Raw genomic sequence first — 18,191 nt, 5'->3', positions numbered from 1 at the left:
TGGCTGTTGTGATTCCAGTGGTCTTCTGATGCTGGTGGTGTGAACGTGTTTGCTGTTTGTGTCACTTCCCCTCAGTTCCAGCGTCACCGCAGGGACATGGGCTGTTGTCCCAGGGTGTGGGCGGCGTAGCAGGGTGCATTGACAAACAGCGCAGACGGTTTTTAAATCTGGCGGAGGCGAGGCAGGGGAGGGGGCTCTGCCGGAGCGGACCGCTCCGGCGCGGGCACGCCGCTCCTGGACACCGGTGTGCACCGGCGCGTCCGCCGCTTGCCGGGTGGGCGCCGTCGGCACGTCTTCCCGCGTCCGGCGCCGTCGTCACGGACGGCGACCGGACCCACAGATGCACAAGGCTCACAGGAAATCGGAAGGTGTCGAGCAATGCGTGATTCAGCGGGAGCCGTGCCACGTCCCGGAGGCGCCGCGCGGGCCGCGGTAGGAGAAACCATCAGGGCCGCCGTATTCGACCTCGACGGAACCCTCGCCAACACTCTGCCGGCGATCAGCAGGCTGCTGGTCAAGGTCGCCGCCGAACAGGGCCGTTCGGTCACCCCCCGGCAGGCCGCCGCCGCGATCGGCAAGCCGCCGGGACCGGCCTTCGGCAAACTGCTCGGCATGCCGGAGGACCACGACGCGGTGGCGGCCGCCATCGGCCGCTACCGCGAACTGTTCGCGTGCGAAGTGCTGCGCGAAGGGCCGCGGCTGCTCTTCCCCGGCGTGGCCGCCGGACTGTCCGCGCTGCGTGCGCACGGCATCGAACTGGCCGTGGCGACCTCGAAGGGGACCCGGGGCGCCGAGGCCCTGCTGGACGTGCTGGGCATCCGGGACCTGCTGGGCCCCGTCATCAGCCAGGAGATGGTCCGGCGCGGCAAGCCGCACCCCGAGATGGTGCTGCGGGCCGCCGCCGACCTGGGGGTGGCACCTTGGGAGAGCGCGTACGTCGGTGACACGGTCAGCGACATGCGGATGGCGGTGACGGCCCGCATGGAACCGGTCGCGGTCACCTACGGGGTGGGCAGCTTCGGCGAGCTGGCCGCGGTGGCCGGTACCCGTATGTGCGGTTCGTTCAAGGAAGTCGTCTCCACCATCGCCGCCGCCCGGCCGCGGCCGATGGCCGGCACCGCCTCCCAGCAGCGGAGGCGCTGACCGTGCAGGGGCGTCAGGCGGTGGCCGCCGCCCGGCCCGTCCCGTCGAGCGCCGTCCGTACGAACCGCGCGCCCGCCGCCCGCAGCCGGGTGTGCAGTCGGCCGAAGACGTCCGCCGCGTGGCCACCCGGCCAGTCCTCGGGCAGGAGCGGAGCAGGCAGGCCGGGGTCCGCATAGGGGAGCCGGCGCCAGGCGTCGAGCGCCGGCAGGTAGTCGCGGTACGCCGCCTCGGGGGGGACGGGGCGGCGGCTCGACCAGCGGCGCAGCACCGGCTCGTGGGCCGCCAGGAAGGCCCGGTGCCGGCCGGCCAGCGACTCCAGGTCCCACCAGCGTGCCACCGCGTCGGCGGTCGGCTCGAAGCCCGCGTGCGCGCCCGTGAACAGGTCGACGTACGGGGACAGGTGCAGCCGGTCCAGGGTGTGCCGGGTCTCGTCGTACAGGTGGGACGGCGCGATCCACACCCCGGGCGCTGCCGTGCCGAACCCGAGCCGGGCCAGCCGCGAGCGCAGCAAGTGCCGTTTGTGCCGCTCCTGTTCGGGCACCGAGAAGACGGCCAGGACCCAGCCGCCCGACGGCCCGGGGGAGGGCCGGCCGTAGATCCGCCGGTCCCCGTCGTCCAGGAGTTGGTGCGCCGCGTCCGAGAGCCCGTACGCGGCGGCTCCCGAATCCGTACGGGCGGCGACCAGCAGCCCGCGGCGTTTGAGACGGGAGACCGCCGAGCGCACCGACGGCGGGTCGACGCCGAGCACCCCGAGCAGCCTGATCAGCGCGGCGACCGGCACCGGGCCCGGGGGGCCGTCCGGGCCGCCGGGGTCGTCCGGCCGGCCGCGCCCGTACGCACCGTAGAAGGTGACGATCAGGGACCCCGGCGTGCCATGCGCGTACAGGTCGCTCACGTGGTCGTTTCCCGCCTTGTCGTGCTCCGGTCCGCGGCCCCGGGACGCACGGGCGCGCGCGAACGGCTGCCGGACCGTGGCCGCTCAGGGCGCGATCGTAGCCGCAGCCGCCGGGACGCGGTACGGCAGGTGCGGGAGGCGCGGCACGTACGGCTACGGAAGGCGCGGCAAGTACGGCAGGTCCGACGGCATCGCGTGCCGGCGCCCCGCACGCCACCGGTCATACGGCGGCACCGCCCGTACCCTTGCCCTCCGCAGCGCCACCCGCCGAACCCCCGCCCGCGACCTCGCCCTCGCGCAACCGGAAACGCTGGAGCTTGCCCGTCGGCGTCCGGGGCAGCGCGTCGTGGAAGACGATCTCGCGCGGGCACTTGTACGGCGCTATGGCCGCCTTGGTGAACGCGCGCAGCCCGGCCACGGTCTCCGCGCCGCGCGGCACCCCCGTACGCAGCACCAGATGGGCCACCACGATCTGGCCGCGCTCCGCGTCGGCCTGCCCGACGACCGCCGCCTCGGCGACGTCGGGGTGGCGCAGCAGGGCGTCCTCGACCTCGGGTCCGGCGATGTTGTACCCGGCTGAGATGATCATGTCGTCCGCCCGTGCCACATAGCTGAAGTAGCCGTCCGCGTCCCGGACATAGGTGTCGCCGGTCAGGTTCCACCCGCCGCGTACGTACTCCCGCTGCCGCTCGTCCGCCAGATAGCGGCAGCCCGTCGGGCCGCGCACCGCGAGCAGCCCCGGCGTGCCGTCCGGCACCGGCCGGCCGTCCGTGTCGACCACCCGCGCCTCGAATCCGGGCACCGGCAGGCCCGTCGTCCCCGGCCGGGCCCGTTCGTCGGCGGCCGAGACGAAGATGTGCAGCAGTTCCGTCGCGCCGATGCCGTTGATGATGCGCAGCCCGGTCGCCCGCTCCCACTCCCGCCAGGTCGCGGCGGGCAGGTTCTCGCCCGCCGACACACAGCGGCGCAGCGAGGAGACGTCGTGGCCGGGCAGCTTCGGCAGCATGATCCGGTAGGCGGTCGGCGCGGTGAAGAGGACGGACACGCGGTGCCGCGCGATGTCGCGCAGCAGTTGCTCCGGGCCGCCCCAGTCGGCCAGGTACGACGACGCGCCGGCCCGTAGCGGGAAGATCACCAGCCCGCCGAGCCCGAAGGTGAAGCCGAGCGGCGGACTGCCCGCGAACACGTCGTCCGGCGTGGGCCGCAGCACCTGCGCGGAGAAGGTGTCGGCGATGGCCAGCACGTCGCGGTGGAAGTGCATACAGCCCTTGGGGCGCCCGGTGGTGCCCGAGGTGAAGGCGATCAGCGCGACGTCGTCGGCCGCGGTCGGCACCGCCGCGTACGGTTCCGGGTGCCGCCCGGCGAGCCGCAGCAGGTCGTCGGGGCCGTCCCCGCCGTACGGGCAGATCCGCAGCTTCGGCACACCGGCCGCCGCCAGGTCCCCGACCACCCGCACGTCGCACAGCGCGTGTTCCACCCGGGCCAGGCCGCAGAGGGTCGCCAGCTCGTGCGGGCGCTGCGCGGCCAGCACGGTCACGGCCACCGCGCCCGCCTTCATCACCGCCAGCCAGCAGGCCGCCAGCAGGGGAGTGGTGGGGCCGCGCAGCAGGACCCGCTGGCCGGGCAGCACACCGAGGTCGTCGGTGAGGGCGTGCGCGATGCGGTCCACCCGGTCGCGCAGTTCCCCGTACGTCCAGACCGTGCCGGACGCGTCCCGGAAGGCCGGACGGCCGGTGCCCAGCCGTTCGATCGTGGCGTCGAGCAGTTCGGCGCCGCAGTTGAGCCGGCCGGGATACCCGAGGTCCGTGAGGCGCGGCCACTGTCCGGCCGGCGGCAGGTGGTCGCGGGTGAAGGTGTCGATGTGCGCCGAAGGCGTCAGGTCCATGCCGGTGTGCCCCCTTGCGGACGACGGCGGGGACGCTCGGAACCTTGCTCGGGCCTGCCCGGCGCCCCGGCGGTGACGTGCTCGGGAAGCCGTCCGGGTACTGCTGTGCACTGCCGCGCCGGCCCGCCGTCAGCGTAACGTGTCGGTGACGACAGTCAACAGAGCGCGATACGGTCCGACGGCGCGGGCCGCATCGCGCAGGCCACCGGCGCCGCCGCACTCACAGCACTCCGCACCGCCCCGAGCGACCCGCCCGGCCACCCCGGGCCCCGAGACGAGGGAGCCGCCCGTGACCGCATTCGCGCTGGAACCGCAGGACCGCAAGTGGTGCGCCGAGCTGCGCGCCCTCGCCGCCGAGCGGCTGCGTCCGCTGGCGGAACGCGGCGAACCCGGCCGTGTCAACCGCCCTTTGGTGGCCGCACTCGGCGAACTCGGCCTGCTGCGCCGGATGTTCCCCGCCGAAGGCCCGGTACGCGCCCTCGACCTGTGCCTGCTGCGCGAGTCACTGGCCCAGGAGTCGACCGAGGCCGAGACCGCGCTGGCACTCCAGGGCCTGGGCACGTACCCGGTCGTCCAGTCCGGTACGGCCGCCCAGCGGGACCGCTGGCTGCCCGAGGTGGTCGCGGGCCGCGCGGTGGCCGCCTTCGCGCTGAGCGAGCCGGCCGCGGGCTCCGACGCCGCCGCACTCACCCTGGCCGCCGAGCCGGACGGCCCGCCGAGCGCCGGCCGCTGGCGGCTCACCGGCGAGAAGTGCTGGATCTCCAACGCGCCCGAGGCCGACTTCGCCACCGTCTTCGCCCGTACCGGCGGCGGCGCGGGCTCCCGAGGCATCACTGCCTTCCTCGTCCCCGCCGACCGCCCCGGAGTGTCCGGCACCCCGCTGGACATGCTCAGCCCGCACCCGATCGGCACCCTGACCTTCGACGGCGTCCCGGTCACCCGCGACGACGTGGTGGGCGAGGTGGACCGCGGCTTCGGCGTCGCGATGCGCACCCTGAATCTCTTCCGCCCGAGCGTCGGCGCCTTCGCGGTGGGCATGGCCCAGGCCGCCCTGGACGCCGCCCTCGCGCACGCCGCGGACCGCACCGCGTTCGGCGGCCCGCTCAAGGACCTCCAGGCCGTCTCCCACCAGCTCGCCGAGACGGCCACCCGTGTCGAGGCCGCCCGCCTCCTGGTCTACGCGGCCGCCACCGCGTACGACAGCGGCGCCCCCGACATCGCCAAGCGCTCCGCGATGGCCAAACTCCTGGCCACCGAGACCGCCCAGCACGCCGTGGACACCGCCGTCCAGCTCCACGGCGCCCGCGCGCTGCGCCGCGGCCACCTCCTGGAACACCTCTACCGTGAGGTCCGGGCGCCCCGCATCTACGAGGGGGCCACCGAGGTCCAGCGGTCGATCATCGCGCGGGAGCTGTACCGGGAGGGGTGAGCGACAGCCTGACCGTTCTCCCGCAGCCCGTCTCTCAGCAGCGCCCGGGTACGGGAATCCAGGACGTCTTCGGGGCCGAGACGGGAAAGCTCCGTACCCCGGCGCCCGAGAGCCACGAGGTGGGGCCGGAGCCCGGCGCGGGCGGCCGGCCAGACGATGACGGTCCTGCGCCGGCTGGTGTCGACATCGGCCGACACCACCGTCACCGACCGCCCGCCACCCGGCTCTTCACGAAGATCGGCGTGAAGGCGGGGATGTCGAAGCCCATCAGGTGGTAGGCCAGTCCCGCCGGGTAGTCCAGGTTCGTTCGCGTGGATGCCCTTGCGCCGCAGCGCTGCCTCGTTGGCGCCGCCGTGCAGCGGCCCCTTGAGGGCGCCGATGGCGGCGGTCACCGCGCTGTAGAGGTCGGAGAGGGTGGAGGTGACGACGCGCGCGGTGAACGTCGACGCGTTGAAGCTGTCTTCCGCGTACAGGATGAGGGAGCTCTCGAAGCAGCGGACAACTTCGGGTTCCGGGACCCGGCCGAAGCACATGTGTCGACGAGCAGTCGTCGGAAGAAGCGGCGCATTGGTCCGGGCTTCCGACGGCACGCGAACCGAGTGCTGTGGCAGTTTCCCCAGCCGGAGGGAACAAGGCAGCTTGCCTGCGGTGTGCCCTCTCCTCCCTGCCGAGCCGTCATCGCGAGGGGCCTCCTGAGGAAACAGCCCAAGCAACCGTCGCTCTCGACCGGATAAGGCACATAGGTCCGCGGGCCCGGGGCGACGGCCGGCCGGTCGCCGGGCGGGGACCGTGCCCGGTGGGCGCAGTCGCGGCGTTCGCAAGCCCGGCAGCAGCCGAGGGCGATCGGGGGCGCGGCCAGGGTGCGTCCAGGACGGTGCCCTCAACGAGTCGGTGGGCGCGGTGCAGTTCGCGTCCGAGCGCGACCGCACACTCGGCGCGTGGGTCCTGGAGCCCGGTGCCGCCGCGGGTGATGGTGCAAGTCACTTGGAAGCACCGCTTTCGGCAAGGCATTTCGGCCACCTGGGTCAGGAACCGTACGGAGGGGGCGGAGTACGCCTCGTACACGGTCCACAGTGAGCTCGGCCTCGGAGAAGAACCCTTCCCGCCCACGCCGCAGACTTCCGCGCCGTCTCGCGGTCGACCCGCCTTCTGACCATGGCGCACCTCCTTACCGCAAGCGGACGTAAGGTGACAACCGTGAGGCCTGCTAGCGGACTTGGCGTTCGCAGTATTCGCAGGCCCGCAGCTCTGCGCCGTACGGATTCCACACATTGGCGCGCTGGCCCAGCGGACGGCGGACGGGCAACCTCGAAGACATCAGACCCGCCGGACACCGCATGAGGAGCCCCGTGATCGAGCACCGTGTCCGAGTTCACCTCAGCGCCGGGCGGCTGCCGCGCGAGGGCCAGCTCGCGGCCGTGGACACCGCCGTTGAGGAAGTGGACACCGGCAGCGTCACCACGACCTTCAATCTCAGCCGCCGCAGTCGGCGGACGGGGTGCCCTGCTGCAGCTGCTGACGGAGACCGGGTACCAGGCGGTCCAGCAGGCGGCGCGAACGACCGCGACCCGCCAGTCAAGGGCTCGAAGGCGTACTCACCGGCATTCGCGGGCAGGACGGCAATTGGCCTTGGCCCGGGCGATGCGCGGCGAGACCGTCCCCTCGCCCGTCTACGAAGGCGAGGACGGCTCTCGTCTGGGAGCTCGATGGCCCGCAGTCCGACTATTCCGTCCTGCTCCCGGAGCCGGACGAGCCCCCGGCACGCAACCCTCGACACATATATCGAGGAGCATTCCGCCGAGTAACGAGGCCAGGCGATCAGCGACCTGGCTCGACGGATCCGCGAGAAGGCCGGTCCGCTGGAGAACGTGCGCTCGGTGGCCCTGCACCCAAGCCACCACACCCACCACGGCATCGGGCCCGGAGCCGACGCGCAGCGGACTCGCCGCTACTACGGTCCCGACCCGCAGCGCCGCGCCTTCGGAGGCGGAACGATGATCACTCTGGTGAACGGTCCGCAGAAGTCCCTGCTTCCGCGCACACAGGCCCGCCCGCGCCTCTACGAACTCCTCGGTCAAGGACGGCGCCGCCTTCGACTCGGCGTCTTTGACTTCACTTTCCCGCCCGGCACCTGACCAGCGAAAGCAGTCACCCATGCCCACCACCACGCCCGCGATCCACCGCGGCCTCGCCGGTGTCGTCGTCGACACCACCGAGATCTCCACCGTCATCCAGGAGACCAACTCCCTGACCTACCGCGGCTACCCGGTCCAGGACCTGGCCACCCACCACACCTTCGAGGAGATCGCCTACCTGCTGTGGCACGGCGAACTCCCCGACGACGCCCAGCTGCGTGACTTCCAGGCCCGCGAACGCTCCCTGCGGCCCACGAACCGCACCACCTCCGCATTGCTGGCCCGGCTGCCCGAGACCTGCCACCCGATGGACGTGCTGCGCACCGCGGTCAGCTTCCTCGGCGCCGAGGACCCCACCGAGGACGACGGCAGTCTTACCGCCAACCGGGCCAAGTCCCTGACTCTGCTGGCGAAGCTGCCCACCGTGGTCGCCGCCGACCAGCGCCGCCGCCGGGGACTCGACCCCATCCCTCCGAGCCCCGAACTCGGCTACGCCGAGAATTTCCTCCACATGTGCTTCGGTACCGTGCCCGACCCCGAGACCGTCCGTTGCTTCGAGACCTCCCTCATCCTGTATGCCGAACACAGCTTCAACGCCTCGACGTTCACCGCCCGCGTCGTCACCTCCACCCTCTCCGACCTCTACAGCGCGGTGACCGCCGCCATCGGCGCCCTCAAGGGGCCGCTGCACGGTGGCGCCAACGAGGCCGTCATGCACATGCTGCTGGAGATCGGCGACCCGCAGCGCGCCGAGGAATGGCTGGAAGAGGCCCTGGCCGCCAAGCGCAAGATCATGGGCTTCGGCCACCGCGTCTACAAGCACGGCGACTCCCGGGTCCCCATCATGCAGGACGCCCTGGACCGCCTGGTCGCGCGGGCAGCCGGCCCGGAGACCACCCGCCTGGCCACCTTGCACGCCGCCCTCCAGCACACCGTGATCAAGCGCAAAGGGGTCCACCCCAACCTGGACTACCCAGCCGGCCTGGCCTACCACCTGATGGGCTTCGACACTCCCACCTTCACCCCGATCTTCGTGATGAGCCGCATCGCCGGCTGGACCGCCCACATCAGCGAACAGCTCGCCCACAACGCGCTGATCCGGCCCCTCGCCTCCTACGACGGACCCGGCCAGCGGCCAGTGCCCGCGAGCATCTGGTGTCCTGCGTCAGTAGTCGATCGTCAGTAGTTGCGTGACTTCCTCCGCTGCCGGCGCGTCAGCTCCTCGTCGGGGTCCGGAGCTGGAACCGTTGCTGTCGTCCGAGGACGAGCGGGCGGTGCCGGAGCGGCGGCCGCGGCGCGCGTCGTCCGCCCAGGCGTTGGCCTGCGGGCGCGGATCGTGCCGGCGTGCGCGGGGCCGGAGGTACCGCGGATCGTCACGGTCGCCCGCGAGCTGCGGGTGGCCGCCGACACTAGCGTTGACCGGGTAGGAGCGGTCGTGGTCATGACGCTGGAGGAGATCCCGAAGAACGCTGCCCACTGGTCGCGGAAGTCGATGGCGGAGCACAGTGGTCTGTCGAAGTCCACCGTCGGCCGGATCTGGCGGAAGTTCCAGCTCAAGCCGTATCTGACCGACGCCTTCAAGCCGTTGACGGACTCGCTGTTCGTGGAGAAGGTCTACGACGTCGTCGGGCTGTACTTCATCCCTTCCGAGGGCACGGTGGTGCTGTCGGTGGACGAGAAAGCGCAGATCCAGGCACTGGACCGGTCCCAGCCGGTGCTGCCGATGATGCCGGGCATGCCTGAACGGCGCACCCACGACTACGCCCCCAACGGGCTGACGACGTTGTTCGCCGCATTCGGCGTCGCCACCGGCGAGGTCATCAGCGCCCTGCACCGCCGGCACCGGGCAGCGGATTTCAAGTTCTGCCGACAAATCTCTGGCGCAGGACACTAGAAAGGTATCCGGGGCGGGCCGGCGGTGCGGCGACAGCTCGTGCGGGTGGGGTTCAGCGGACCGCTCCGTCAGCCGGGTGGGCAGCACGCTGATGACGATGCCCTTCCGGAGTCGGTGCCGCGCAGCAGGTCCGCGGCGCGTTCGGCCACGGCGTACACCGTGGCGACCGTGTTCGCCGACGGAATGGACGGGAACACCGAGGCGTCGGCGACCCGGAGCCCGTCGATGCCGTGGACCCGCAGGTCGGGCCCGGTGACAGAGAGGGGATCGGCCCCCATCCGGCAGGTGCCCACCGGATGGCAGTACGAGGTGAGGGTCCGGCGCACGAATGCGCGCAACGCCTCGTCGTCGTGTGCGTCTGGCCCGGGGAGCACCTCCCGGCCACGCCACGGCGCGAGCGCCGGGGCGTGGCCGATCTCGCGGACGAGCCGCACACCGGCGACGACCGCCGCCAGGTCACGCTCGTCGGTGTAGAAACCCGGATCGAGCACGGGCGCCGCACCGGGATCGTCGCTTGCCAGGCGCAGCGTGCCGCGGCTGCACGGGCGGATCGCGGAGACCGCGATGGTGTAACCGTCCTCGGGATCCGTGGCCGAGGTCGGGTGGGAGGGGAGGTCGACGAAGACGACCTGGAGGTCCGGCTCTTCGACAGCGGGATCGCTGCGTAGGAGACCGATGGCTTCGCCGTGGTTGTTGCGCCGTGGCGGCAGCGGGCGGGCCGCGCTCGACGTGACGCTGACGATCGGATGGTCGTGGAGATCGGCGCCGACGCCCGGCAGGTCCAGGACGGTCGTGACACCCACGTCGGCCAGATGGGCCTGCGGGCCGATCCCCGACAGGAGCAGCAGCTGGGCGGAGCCGATGACACCGGCAGTCAGGACGACTTCACCCGCGCAGTCGACGGTCACCTCGTCGGTGCCGGTGCGGTACTCCACGCCGACGCAGCTCCCGCCGCTGATGCGCAGCCGTCGCACCAGGGCGTTGGTCACGACGCTCAGGTTGGGCCGCTCCAGGGCCGGCGCGAGATAGGCGTCGGCGGCGCTCTGCCGCCTGCCGTCGACGATGTTGAGGTCCGTCAGCCCGAAGCCCTCCTCCAGGCCGCCGCTGATGTCGGCGGCCCTGGCGTACCCCGTCTCCGCGGCCGCTTCCAGGCACGCTTCGATGACCGGATGCGGCGGGTCGGCGGGCCCCACGCTCAGGGGCCCGTCGCTCCCGCGCAGTGCCGGATCGCGGCCCACCGCGGTCTCACTGCGCCGGAAGTACGGCAGCAGATCGTCGAAGCCCCAGCCCTTGGCGCCCTGGCCGGGCCACCGGTCGTAGCCCAAGCGGTGGCCGCGGGCGAAGACCATGCCGTTGATCGCCGAGGATCCGCCGAGCCCGCGCCCTCGCGGCAGTCGTACGGAGGTGCCGGTGGCCGCCTGCTCGACGGTGACGTCTCCCCAGTTCGCGGGGGTCTGGAGCAGGGTCGGCCATGCGGGAGGCGAAATCTGCGCGGGCAGCACCTCCGAGCCACCTGCCTCGATCAGCAGGACATGCGTGTTCACGTCCTGCGACAGCCTCGCCGCCAGCACACAGCCGGCCGTCCCCGCGCCCACGATGACGAAGTCGAATCCCGGCACGCGGTCCTCCTTCGGAGCGTCGTCACTCCTGCACGGCCTCGCCCAGCCGCTGTCAGGTATCGAAGCAGCACGGTCGCACGGCGGGAAGATGACGCGTCCTTTGATTCCGTCACCGTGATGGTCCGGAACACCGCCGACCAGGCGCCGTATCCGGGGCCGACGCGCTACGAAACAGGTGACCAGGACCGCTTCTTCGGCCGAGACGTCCTCATCCAGCAGCTGATGGTCATGGTCCGCGAGAGGCCCTTGCCGGCGCTGGCCGGTCCGTCCGGCAGCGGTGAGTCCCCGCTCCGCAGCGCCGGGCCGGTGGCCGTCGCGGTGCCCGGAGACCGGCAGCCGCTGCTGAAACAACACCTGGGCCCGTCCGCGGACGCGGTGTGCTTTATCAACATGACTGTGGTCGGCCGCAATCCGGGCCCGGTGTGCGTGCAGCATTGGGTGCAGGCTGCCGGATCGAGCAGGGCGTCCGTGGTGACGTAGGGACCGCCGGCCAGCAGCGCCCCTCCGTCAGCCCCGCACTGCGGGTTGTGTGGGTGAGTTCCGCCAGGCCGTAGGCCGCCTTGAACCACACCCGGTGCGCGTCGACCATGGACACGGTGGCGATGGGTGTATCGAACCAGCGGGCCGCCAGCGCCGCGATGCGGTCGAAGGACGGCTCGGCGGGGTGTCGACGATCCCATAGCGGGCCAGGGCGGCCGGTCGCCTTCCGCGACAGCAGTGGTCATCTCGCCCTCCCTCCGGCCCGGCTCCCGCACGTCGTCTTCCCCTCCGTTCGTATGAACGGGGTGCGCCCGTGACCGGTCCGGCAACACCTGCTGAAGGGTCTCCCGTGCCACATGAAGATCATTCCGCAAGGACTCGTCGGAGCCATCGGAAACGCCCCAGCCCCGGTGCTCTGCGCACCACTGCCCCGGCTTCACCAGTCGGGTGTTCAGCGGGTGGTTTCGGGGTGCGGGGTGATGAGGTGGCCGTTTTGGATGACGTAGCGGGGGCGGCCGGTGGCGGTGATGTCGTGGAAGGGGTTGCCTTCGACCGCGACCAGGTCCGCCGTCGTGCCGGGTGTGAGGGTGCCCAGGTCCGGGCGTTTGAGCAGGGCGGCTGCGGTGCTGGTCGCCGAGCGAAGGGCGCGCAGGGGGGAGAATCCGTTGGCCACCAGGGCGGGGAACTCGCGCCAGTTGTCGGCGTAGGGGAACAGTCCGGCGTCCGTGCCGAAGGCCATGGTGACCCCGGTTCGGGCGGGCCTTTGCAGTCCTTCGCGCAGGTGCTCGGCGTGGGCCCGGTAGTTGCGGCGCATCGGGGCGCTGTCGCGGGCCCAGAAGCTGTCGTCGTCGAGCCGGTCGAGGAAGTAGGTCTGTACGTACTGGGTGGGTACGAGGAAGGTGCCTGCTTCCTGCATGGTCTGGTAGGTCGTGGTGGTGGCGAAGTAGCCGTGTTCCACGCTGCGCACGCCTGCGGCGACGGCGCGTCGTACGGCGCGGTCGCTCAGGGCGTGGGTGGCGCACGGCAGGCCGAGGTCGTCGGCGGTGGCGGTGATGGCGTGCATCTCTGTTTGGGTGTAGGAGGTGCTGTCGGGGCTGGCGACCGCTGAGGTGAAGCCTCCGCTGCCGGCGAATTTGATCCAGTCGGCGCCGGCCCGGGACTGTTCGCGTACCGCGCGGCGCAGTTCGTGCTCCCCGTCGGCCAGGGTGCCGATCCGGTGTCCGTAACGTTGGGCGAGTTCGGGTGCTTTGTCGCTGTGTCCGCCGGGCGGGGAGAGGATGTTCGGTGCGGCGATGATGCGGGGGCCTTCGATCAGTGCGTCCTCCACCGCCCGGCGCAGTGAGACGTTCAGGGGCAGGTGGGCGCTGCCCAGGTCTCGTACGGTGGTGAAGCCGTGGTGCAGCAGGGTGCGCAGGGCGGGGACGGCGGTGAGGGTCTGGTAAGCGGACGGTGCCGTCTCGGCCGTCTCGTCCAGGAGATGGACGTGGCAGTCGATAAGGCCGGGCATGAGGGTGCAGCCGGGCATGGCCACCGTGTCCGTCTGCGCTGTGGCGGTGAGGTGGTGGCCGACTGCGGCGATGCGGCCGTCACGTACCAGGACGGTCTGTTCCTCGACGGGGCCGTCCTGGACGGCGTCCCAGATGCGGTCGGGCCGCAGCAGGAGATCTCGGCCAAGGGATGCGGGCATGGTGTCTCCGGTAGAGGGCCAGGGGGGTGGACCGGGACCAGGCGGGCCGGGGCGGGGAGTGCTCCGGTCAGGGCACGGTGATCGGCACGTAGCGGGGATCGTTCCAGACGTCGCCGGGGCCCGGGTTGCCCGGCTCGCTGCGGGCGCCGAGCTGGCGCAGGACGCCCCAGGCGGCGTTGAGGCCCGAGGCCAGGGCGTGGTCGAGCCAGCCCGGGGACCAGGAGGTGTCGTCGCCGGCCAGGAACAGGGCGTTGGGAGGTTCGCCCGGCACAGCCGGCGTGCCGGTGAAGTCCTTCATGAAATGGCAGAACAGGTCGCGCTGGTAGGGGTGGTCGCCCGGCCAGGAGAAGCGGCACAGCCCCTGGAAGTTTCTCCTGTCCTCCCAGGAGACGGTGACCGCCGGGTCGGCGGCCGCGTGCGCGCGCAGGTCCGGTGCCGCTCCGGGATGGATGGCGGCCAGGTCGCGGACGAACAGGGCGACCCTTTCCTGCACAGTGAACGGTGCGATCTTCATCGCGTCCTGGGCCCAGGTGAAGCTGAGGTCCAGCACGGCCCGGCGGCCCCCGGGGCCGGGGGCGGGCCCGTAGTCGAGGGTGTAGCAGGCGCGGGGCAGCCGGTCGGTGAGGGTGACACCGTCCAGCGAGGTGCCTGCCCAGAACGGGCGCCGGGTGACGAGCGCGGTCTTGGCGGACTGGAAGTAGTGCAGCCGGCGTACGGCCCGCCACATCCGGGGCCCCAGGACCGGAGTGGCGCCGTCTGCCGAACATAGTCGAACCTCCGTCTCCAGCAGTCGCAGTTGCGGGGTGAACACGGCAGCGGCGAAGCGTTCGCTGCGGCCGTCCTCACTGTGCGCCACGACGCCCCCGGCGGCGTCCGCGGCGACGTCCAAGGCGCGCACGGCAGGCCGTAAGGTGCCGTGGTTGAGGTCTTCAAGGCTGTTGGAGTGTCCCTGCGCGGTGGTGGTGCGGTGGGCCCAGAATCCTTCGGCGAGGCGGCTGATGCCCTGGGGGACGTAGAGCTGGGTGCTTCCTTCGGTACACAGCAGCATGCGCCAGATCTCCAGGATGCTGAGGTCGAAGAAACAGTCCCAGGCGACCGGCCCCACCCCCGCGGTGCCCAGGAGCCGGGCCTGCTCGTGGGAAAGACCCGCGCCTTCGACATCGCGGAGGAAGCGGTAGAACGACCACTGTTCGAAGCGCGCCGTCAGGTCGCACCAGCGCCGCCGCACGGCACCCAGGTCCCGTGCGGCGACATCCCGCTGCAGCTGGAAGAGGCCGATGCGCGTCAGCGCGTTCTGCCAGCGGGTGTGTGCGGCCCGGAAGCCGTCGTGGAGGGCGTAGAGGTCAGTGATCTGCTGGGCGGGGTACTGCCGGCCGTCGACGTCCAGCACGGTCACCGGGGTACAGCCGGCGGCGTAGTTGTCGCGGAAGGGTACGAGCCGCACACCGAACGTGCGCGCGTACTGGCGCACCAGCGTCGCGGAGTCGGGGAACCGCATACAGCCCAGTTCGACGACGGCACTGTCCGCCTCGTCAAGGCGCCGGCTGTCCATACGCCCGCCCAGACGGCGCCCGCCGGGCCCGTCCGCGCTGCTCTCGGCCTCGTACAGCACCGGATGGCATCCTGCCCGCATCAGCTCATAGGCGGCCGTCAGACCGCTGCCGCCGGCCCCGACGACCGCGACCCGTGTGCCCAGAGCCTCGGCGGGCAGCCGCCCCACGCGCCGGTCGGCGCAGACGAACGCGGGGTAGTCGAATGGGAAGTCGACCTGCAAGTCCGTGGCCGGGGGCGCGCTGTCGTTCATCAGGGTCTCCATCGAAGGACTGTGGGAAGGTCCCAGGTGTGGACAGGGGCGCTGTGCTCCGCCAGCCGCGCGTAGCAACCGGTCAGCGCACCCAGCTCGCGGGCGCCGGCGGTCTGGCCGGGCTGGGCCCGCAGCTCTTCGCTGGCCTGCTGCTGCCACCATGCGCCTGTCCGGCCCGTGGCGACCCGGCGATCCAGCAGGTGCAGGAAGGTGTCCGCTTCGTCGGCGGCCACCCCCGCCAGCCGCAGCCCTGCCCGGGCCAGCGGCAGGAGCTGCCTGACGAGACCGGCCGCCTGATGCTCGCGAGCAGCGGTCTTCCGGGAACACGGGGGCCACCACAGGGCACAGTCCAGGCCGTCACGGGCGGCCCGGTAGAAGTTGGCTTTGGCGCGGGCGAACGGCAGGCATTGCGCCACGTCACGCTCGCCCGCCGCCAGCCAGTAGGTGAGGCCGATCAGGAATGCGGTGTTCGCCGCCATGTCCAGCGGGGTCGGTCCGGAGGGCAGCGCCCGGAACTCGATCCGCAGATTTCCGGCCGGGTCGTACACCGGCCGGTTCCACGGCCAGACGGTGCTCAGATGCAGCCGCAGTTCCTCCAAGGGCGGATACGGCGCTTGTGCCCCGCTGTCGCTGTCCGCGTCAGAGGGGGCGGGCAGCAGGACATCGTAGTTGCGCACCGCGTCCTCGAACGCCGCGAGCGGCCCGCCGCGCAGCCAGGCGGGGCCGAACCCGACCCGGGACCGGCTTACGCGATGCCTTGCGGGGCCTTGCCGGTCACCGAAGCCGTGCTCGTACAGCGGGATACGGGCTTCCTGCCACGCGCGGCGCCCGAACGGCAGAGGCGAGTTTCCCGCCGCCGCCAGGGCGGGGCCACTGGCCATCTGGGCGGCATTGAAGGTGCGGCAGAACCGGTCAGGAGGAACCGTCAGATGCACCTGCCAGGAGCACGCGGCTCCCTGCACCGCCACCGAGTCCGCCGCAACGACGCCCTGCGCCCCGTCTCCTACGCGCACGGCGAACGGTGCGGTACGGCGCCGAGCCCACGCGTCCTCCAGCGCGTGAAAGCGCGACTCCGGGGTCAGAGCGTCCGCCGTCAGGTCCGCCGCCCGGAGGGTGGGCAGCGTACCGATCGGCACAGCCCGTGCCCCGTATTGAGGCAGTGACACCGCGGTGATACGGGCCAGCATCAGCGTGGCCTCCCTGGCCAGTGCGGTGAACGGGTACCCCGCAAGGGCGACCGGCGTCAGATTCACCTCGACGTTGAACCGTGTCACCTCCAAGGCGATCCGGTCGTCGTCCAACCCGGCGCGGACGGCGGTGTTCACCGGGGCCGGCCGCCCGTCCGCACCCACCAGAGACAGCTCCAGCTCCGCGCCGACCATGGCGGGCAGCACACCGAAGTCACGATGCCCCACCACGTGCGGCAGGACGTCCAGGCACTGCGCCAGGCGGCTGCGGAAACGGAAGAAGTCTTCCTCGGCGAACGACACGCCACCGACTGGGCGACCCATACCAGCTCCCGCATCCGTTCACCGACGACCACGACCGCGTATCAGCCGGAGGTGGCCACGGCCCGCCACCACGCGCGCAGCGCCGGCTCCATCCGCACCGCGCTCCGGGTGATCCACTCGTCCGGTTCGTGCTGCGCCCGGCCGTACTCGATCACCTGCAGGACACCGTCAGCCACCTCCGGCGGGTTCTCCCGGTAGGCGTCGATGTAGGCCACCGCCTCGACGGGCGTGTCCTGCGCCTCGCGCAGCACGTCGGCGAGGACCGCGCACGTGTTGCACCACAGGGTGAAGTCGGTTCGGGCCAGCAGAGCCGCTTCCCCGGCTCCTGCGTGCAGTGCCACCCAGGAGATGAACTCCGTGAAACGCCGCACCGGCTCCAGCCGCGGCATGCGGCGCATCTCGTCCGGCGACATGCCCAGCGCCGGGGCCAGCCCGCTGACCATCCGGTGCCGCGCCTTCATCAACTCGTGCCCGACAAACGAGAAGAACCCACCGGGCACCTCGTGCGGGAACCGCGACAACAGCAACCCGTACGCGGTGAACTCGGCCTCCTGGGACTGGAACTCGGCGAGCGCAAACCGCTGCAGATGCTCTTTTCCGATTCCTTTCTCCCGGGCCAGGGAGAGAAACTCATTGGCGCTGAGATGGTCGGACACATTGAGGCCGACCCTTTCGATGAACTCGGTGGCAGGCATGGGCCGACCTCCTTACTCTGGGCGCACGCGCACCGACTGATGTGTTACGTAATGGAATCGGCCCGGCGCGCAGTCTTCGTGACCGTACTGTTCGATTTGGCCGCGGAAAGTTTCCGTATGCATGCGTTGTTCCCGTCGAAGCGCCATTCAGACCCCCGGGACAGTAACTGGCCATGACCGTCCTCTCCCGGGCCAACAGCCGCACTGTGCGCAGCCCGTGAGTGAGGCCGCCTCACCTGCGCTGAACCTGCCACGCGAGGCGGATGGTTTTGCACACAACAATCACGCAGTCCGGGCTGATTCGCGCACACACTGCCGCCACGGGGGAAACTCGACACACCCATGTATCCGTTGTCCGCCGCGTGGCCACTTCGGTGGTGCAGATCGAGTCAATCCGGAGACGGCGCAAGAGCGTGGCCCGAAAGAGGCATCACCACGGAGAGCCTCTCCGTGCACCGACACGACAACGGCCGCGATCTCCCTTCGGTGCGCGGGTACGGCGGAATCGGGCGGATGGGTACGGATACTCATGCGCACGTCGTGGGCACCGCCTACCTTCTCGGGATGTCCACGAACTCGACGCCGCAGCCCGCTGCCCCTTCCGGGAAGGGTTGGTGTTGCTGTCTGCCGTTCATCGCGCTGCCCGTCTTCTGGCTGGTGAGCGCTCCCGCCCTGCCGGAGAAGGTGCGCTGGTTCCCCATCTGGCTGGTGGCCGTGGTCTGGAACGGCACCGACGGGCGAACGGCGCCGGCCAGGGTCGGCAGGCGGACTTGTGCCGGGCGACGGCGGCCACGAGCGCCGAGCGGTCCGCCATGCTCACGTCTTCGGGTGTGGCGTGCGCCTGGACGTCCAAGAGCCAGGAGGCCACCGCCCCGGCGAACTCCTGGATCCGGTGGCGAGCGCACACGCTGCGGCTCGGCAGGAGCGTGCGGCCGCACGGGGCATTCCCGCCCCGGCCCGGGCAGGTCGCGCGGCACCGCCGATCAGGATCGTGCGCTTATCGGGTTGCGCTGT

Annotated in this window: 12 protein-coding genes and 3 pseudogenes; 6 read left to right on the top strand and 9 right to left on the bottom strand. The window is 71.5% G+C overall.

Going from position 1 to position 18,191, the window contains the following annotated elements; translation table 11 throughout:
* The first annotated feature begins 378 nt into the window (after positions 1-378).
* Complete coding sequence (locus tag OEIGOIKO_RS09635) at positions 379-1,143, top strand: HAD family hydrolase (RefSeq protein ID WP_125053697.1); 765 nt, start codon at positions 379-381, stop codon at positions 1,141-1,143.
* Between the two features lie 13 nt (positions 1,144-1,156).
* On the opposite strand, the gene OEIGOIKO_RS09630 is transcribed toward OEIGOIKO_RS09635, so the two are convergent.
* Together OEIGOIKO_RS09630 and OEIGOIKO_RS09625 are read right to left on the bottom strand one after the other, a co-directional pair.
* A complete protein-coding gene (locus tag OEIGOIKO_RS09630; protein ID WP_125053696.1) occupies positions 1,157-2,038 on the bottom strand; it encodes a PaaX family transcriptional regulator in 882 nt (293 codons plus the stop codon).
* 220 nt (positions 2,039-2,258) lie between these two features.
* Entirely contained in the window at positions 2,259-3,923 is a 1,665-nt protein-coding gene (locus OEIGOIKO_RS09625) for an AMP-binding protein (RefSeq protein WP_125053695.1), read from the bottom strand.
* Between the two features lie 289 nt (positions 3,924-4,212).
* On the opposite strand from OEIGOIKO_RS09625, the gene OEIGOIKO_RS09620 reads away from it, so the two are divergent.
* A complete protein-coding gene (locus OEIGOIKO_RS09620; protein WP_125053694.1) occupies positions 4,213-5,352 on the top strand; it encodes an acyl-CoA dehydrogenase family protein in 1,140 nt (379 codons plus the stop codon).
* A 211-nt stretch (positions 5,353-5,563) separates the two neighbouring features.
* On the opposite strand, the pseudogene OEIGOIKO_RS43885 reads toward OEIGOIKO_RS09620, so the two are convergent.
* Both OEIGOIKO_RS43885 and OEIGOIKO_RS42620 read right to left on the bottom strand, forming a co-directional pair.
* Positions 5,564-6,071 (bottom strand): annotated as a pseudogene (locus OEIGOIKO_RS43885) (citrate/2-methylcitrate synthase); the annotation flags it as partial.
* A pseudogene (locus OEIGOIKO_RS42620) lies at positions 6,065-6,426 on the bottom strand (short-chain fatty acyl-CoA regulator family protein); the annotation flags it as partial. The pseudogenes OEIGOIKO_RS42620 and OEIGOIKO_RS43885, both read right to left, overlap by 7 nt.
* A gap of 396 nt (positions 6,427-6,822) precedes the next feature.
* On the opposite strand from OEIGOIKO_RS42620, the pseudogene OEIGOIKO_RS42615 reads away from it, so the two are divergent.
* The 3 genes and pseudogenes from OEIGOIKO_RS42615 to OEIGOIKO_RS42100 all read left to right on the top strand — a co-directional run.
* Positions 6,823-7,367, top strand: a pseudogene (locus OEIGOIKO_RS42615) (MmgE/PrpD family protein); the annotation flags it as partial.
* A 139-nt stretch (positions 7,368-7,506) separates the two neighbouring features.
* A complete protein-coding gene (locus OEIGOIKO_RS09600) occupies positions 7,507-8,673 on the top strand; it encodes a bifunctional 2-methylcitrate synthase/citrate synthase (protein ID WP_125053692.1) in 1,167 nt (388 codons plus the stop codon).
* A gap of 249 nt (positions 8,674-8,922) precedes the next feature.
* Positions 8,923-9,381 carry a hypothetical protein gene (locus OEIGOIKO_RS42100; RefSeq protein ID WP_174857142.1) on the top strand — a complete coding sequence of 153 codons (459 nt, stop codon included), beginning with the start codon at positions 8,923-8,925 and terminating at the stop codon, positions 9,379-9,381.
* Between the two features lie 68 nt (positions 9,382-9,449).
* Here OEIGOIKO_RS42100 and OEIGOIKO_RS09590 read toward each other — a convergent pair whose 3' ends face one another.
* The gene (locus OEIGOIKO_RS09590; protein ID WP_125053691.1) at positions 9,450-11,000 is read right to left on the bottom strand and encodes a GMC family oxidoreductase; all 1,551 of its coding nucleotides are present in this window, start codon (positions 10,998-11,000) and stop codon (positions 9,450-9,452) included.
* Between the two features lie 117 nt (positions 11,001-11,117).
* Between OEIGOIKO_RS09590 and OEIGOIKO_RS09585 the strand changes: the two genes are divergently transcribed.
* Positions 11,118-11,480, top strand: a complete 363-nt coding sequence (locus tag OEIGOIKO_RS09585) for an nSTAND1 domain-containing NTPase (protein WP_125053690.1) — start codon at positions 11,118-11,120, stop codon at positions 11,478-11,480.
* A gap of 451 nt (positions 11,481-11,931) precedes the next feature.
* On the opposite strand, the gene OEIGOIKO_RS09580 is transcribed toward OEIGOIKO_RS09585, so the two are convergent.
* The 4 genes from OEIGOIKO_RS09580 to OEIGOIKO_RS09570 all read right to left on the bottom strand — a co-directional run bounded on the left by OEIGOIKO_RS09580 (position 11,932) and on the right by OEIGOIKO_RS09570 (position 17,177).
* Positions 11,932-13,167 (bottom strand): metal-dependent hydrolase family protein, encoded by a 1,236-nt coding sequence (locus tag OEIGOIKO_RS09580; RefSeq protein ID WP_125053689.1) that lies wholly within the window; start codon positions 13,165-13,167, stop codon positions 11,932-11,934.
* A gap of 67 nt (positions 13,168-13,234) precedes the next feature.
* Complete coding sequence (locus OEIGOIKO_RS09575) at positions 13,235-14,983, bottom strand: flavin monoamine oxidase family protein (protein ID WP_170251673.1); 1,749 nt, start codon at positions 14,981-14,983, stop codon at positions 13,235-13,237.
* The gene (locus OEIGOIKO_RS41525) at positions 14,971-16,482 is read right to left on the bottom strand and encodes a glutamate--cysteine ligase (protein WP_170251672.1); all 1,512 of its coding nucleotides are present in this window, start codon (positions 16,480-16,482) and stop codon (positions 14,971-14,973) included. The genes OEIGOIKO_RS09575 and OEIGOIKO_RS41525 overlap by 13 nt, the downstream gene beginning before the upstream one ends.
* Positions 16,483-16,523: 41 nt before the next feature.
* A complete protein-coding gene (locus OEIGOIKO_RS09570; protein ID WP_125053687.1) occupies positions 16,524-17,177 on the bottom strand; it encodes a hypothetical protein in 654 nt (217 codons plus the stop codon).
* Positions 17,178-18,191: the final 1,014 nt, after the last annotated feature.

Origin of the sequence: Streptomyces paromomycinus (genome assembly GCF_003865155.1) — a bacterium.
Classification (GTDB): Bacteria; Actinomycetota; Actinomycetes; order Streptomycetales; family Streptomycetaceae; genus Streptomyces; species Streptomyces chrestomyceticus.
This window is presented reverse-complemented; position numbering and strand designations above follow the sequence as displayed.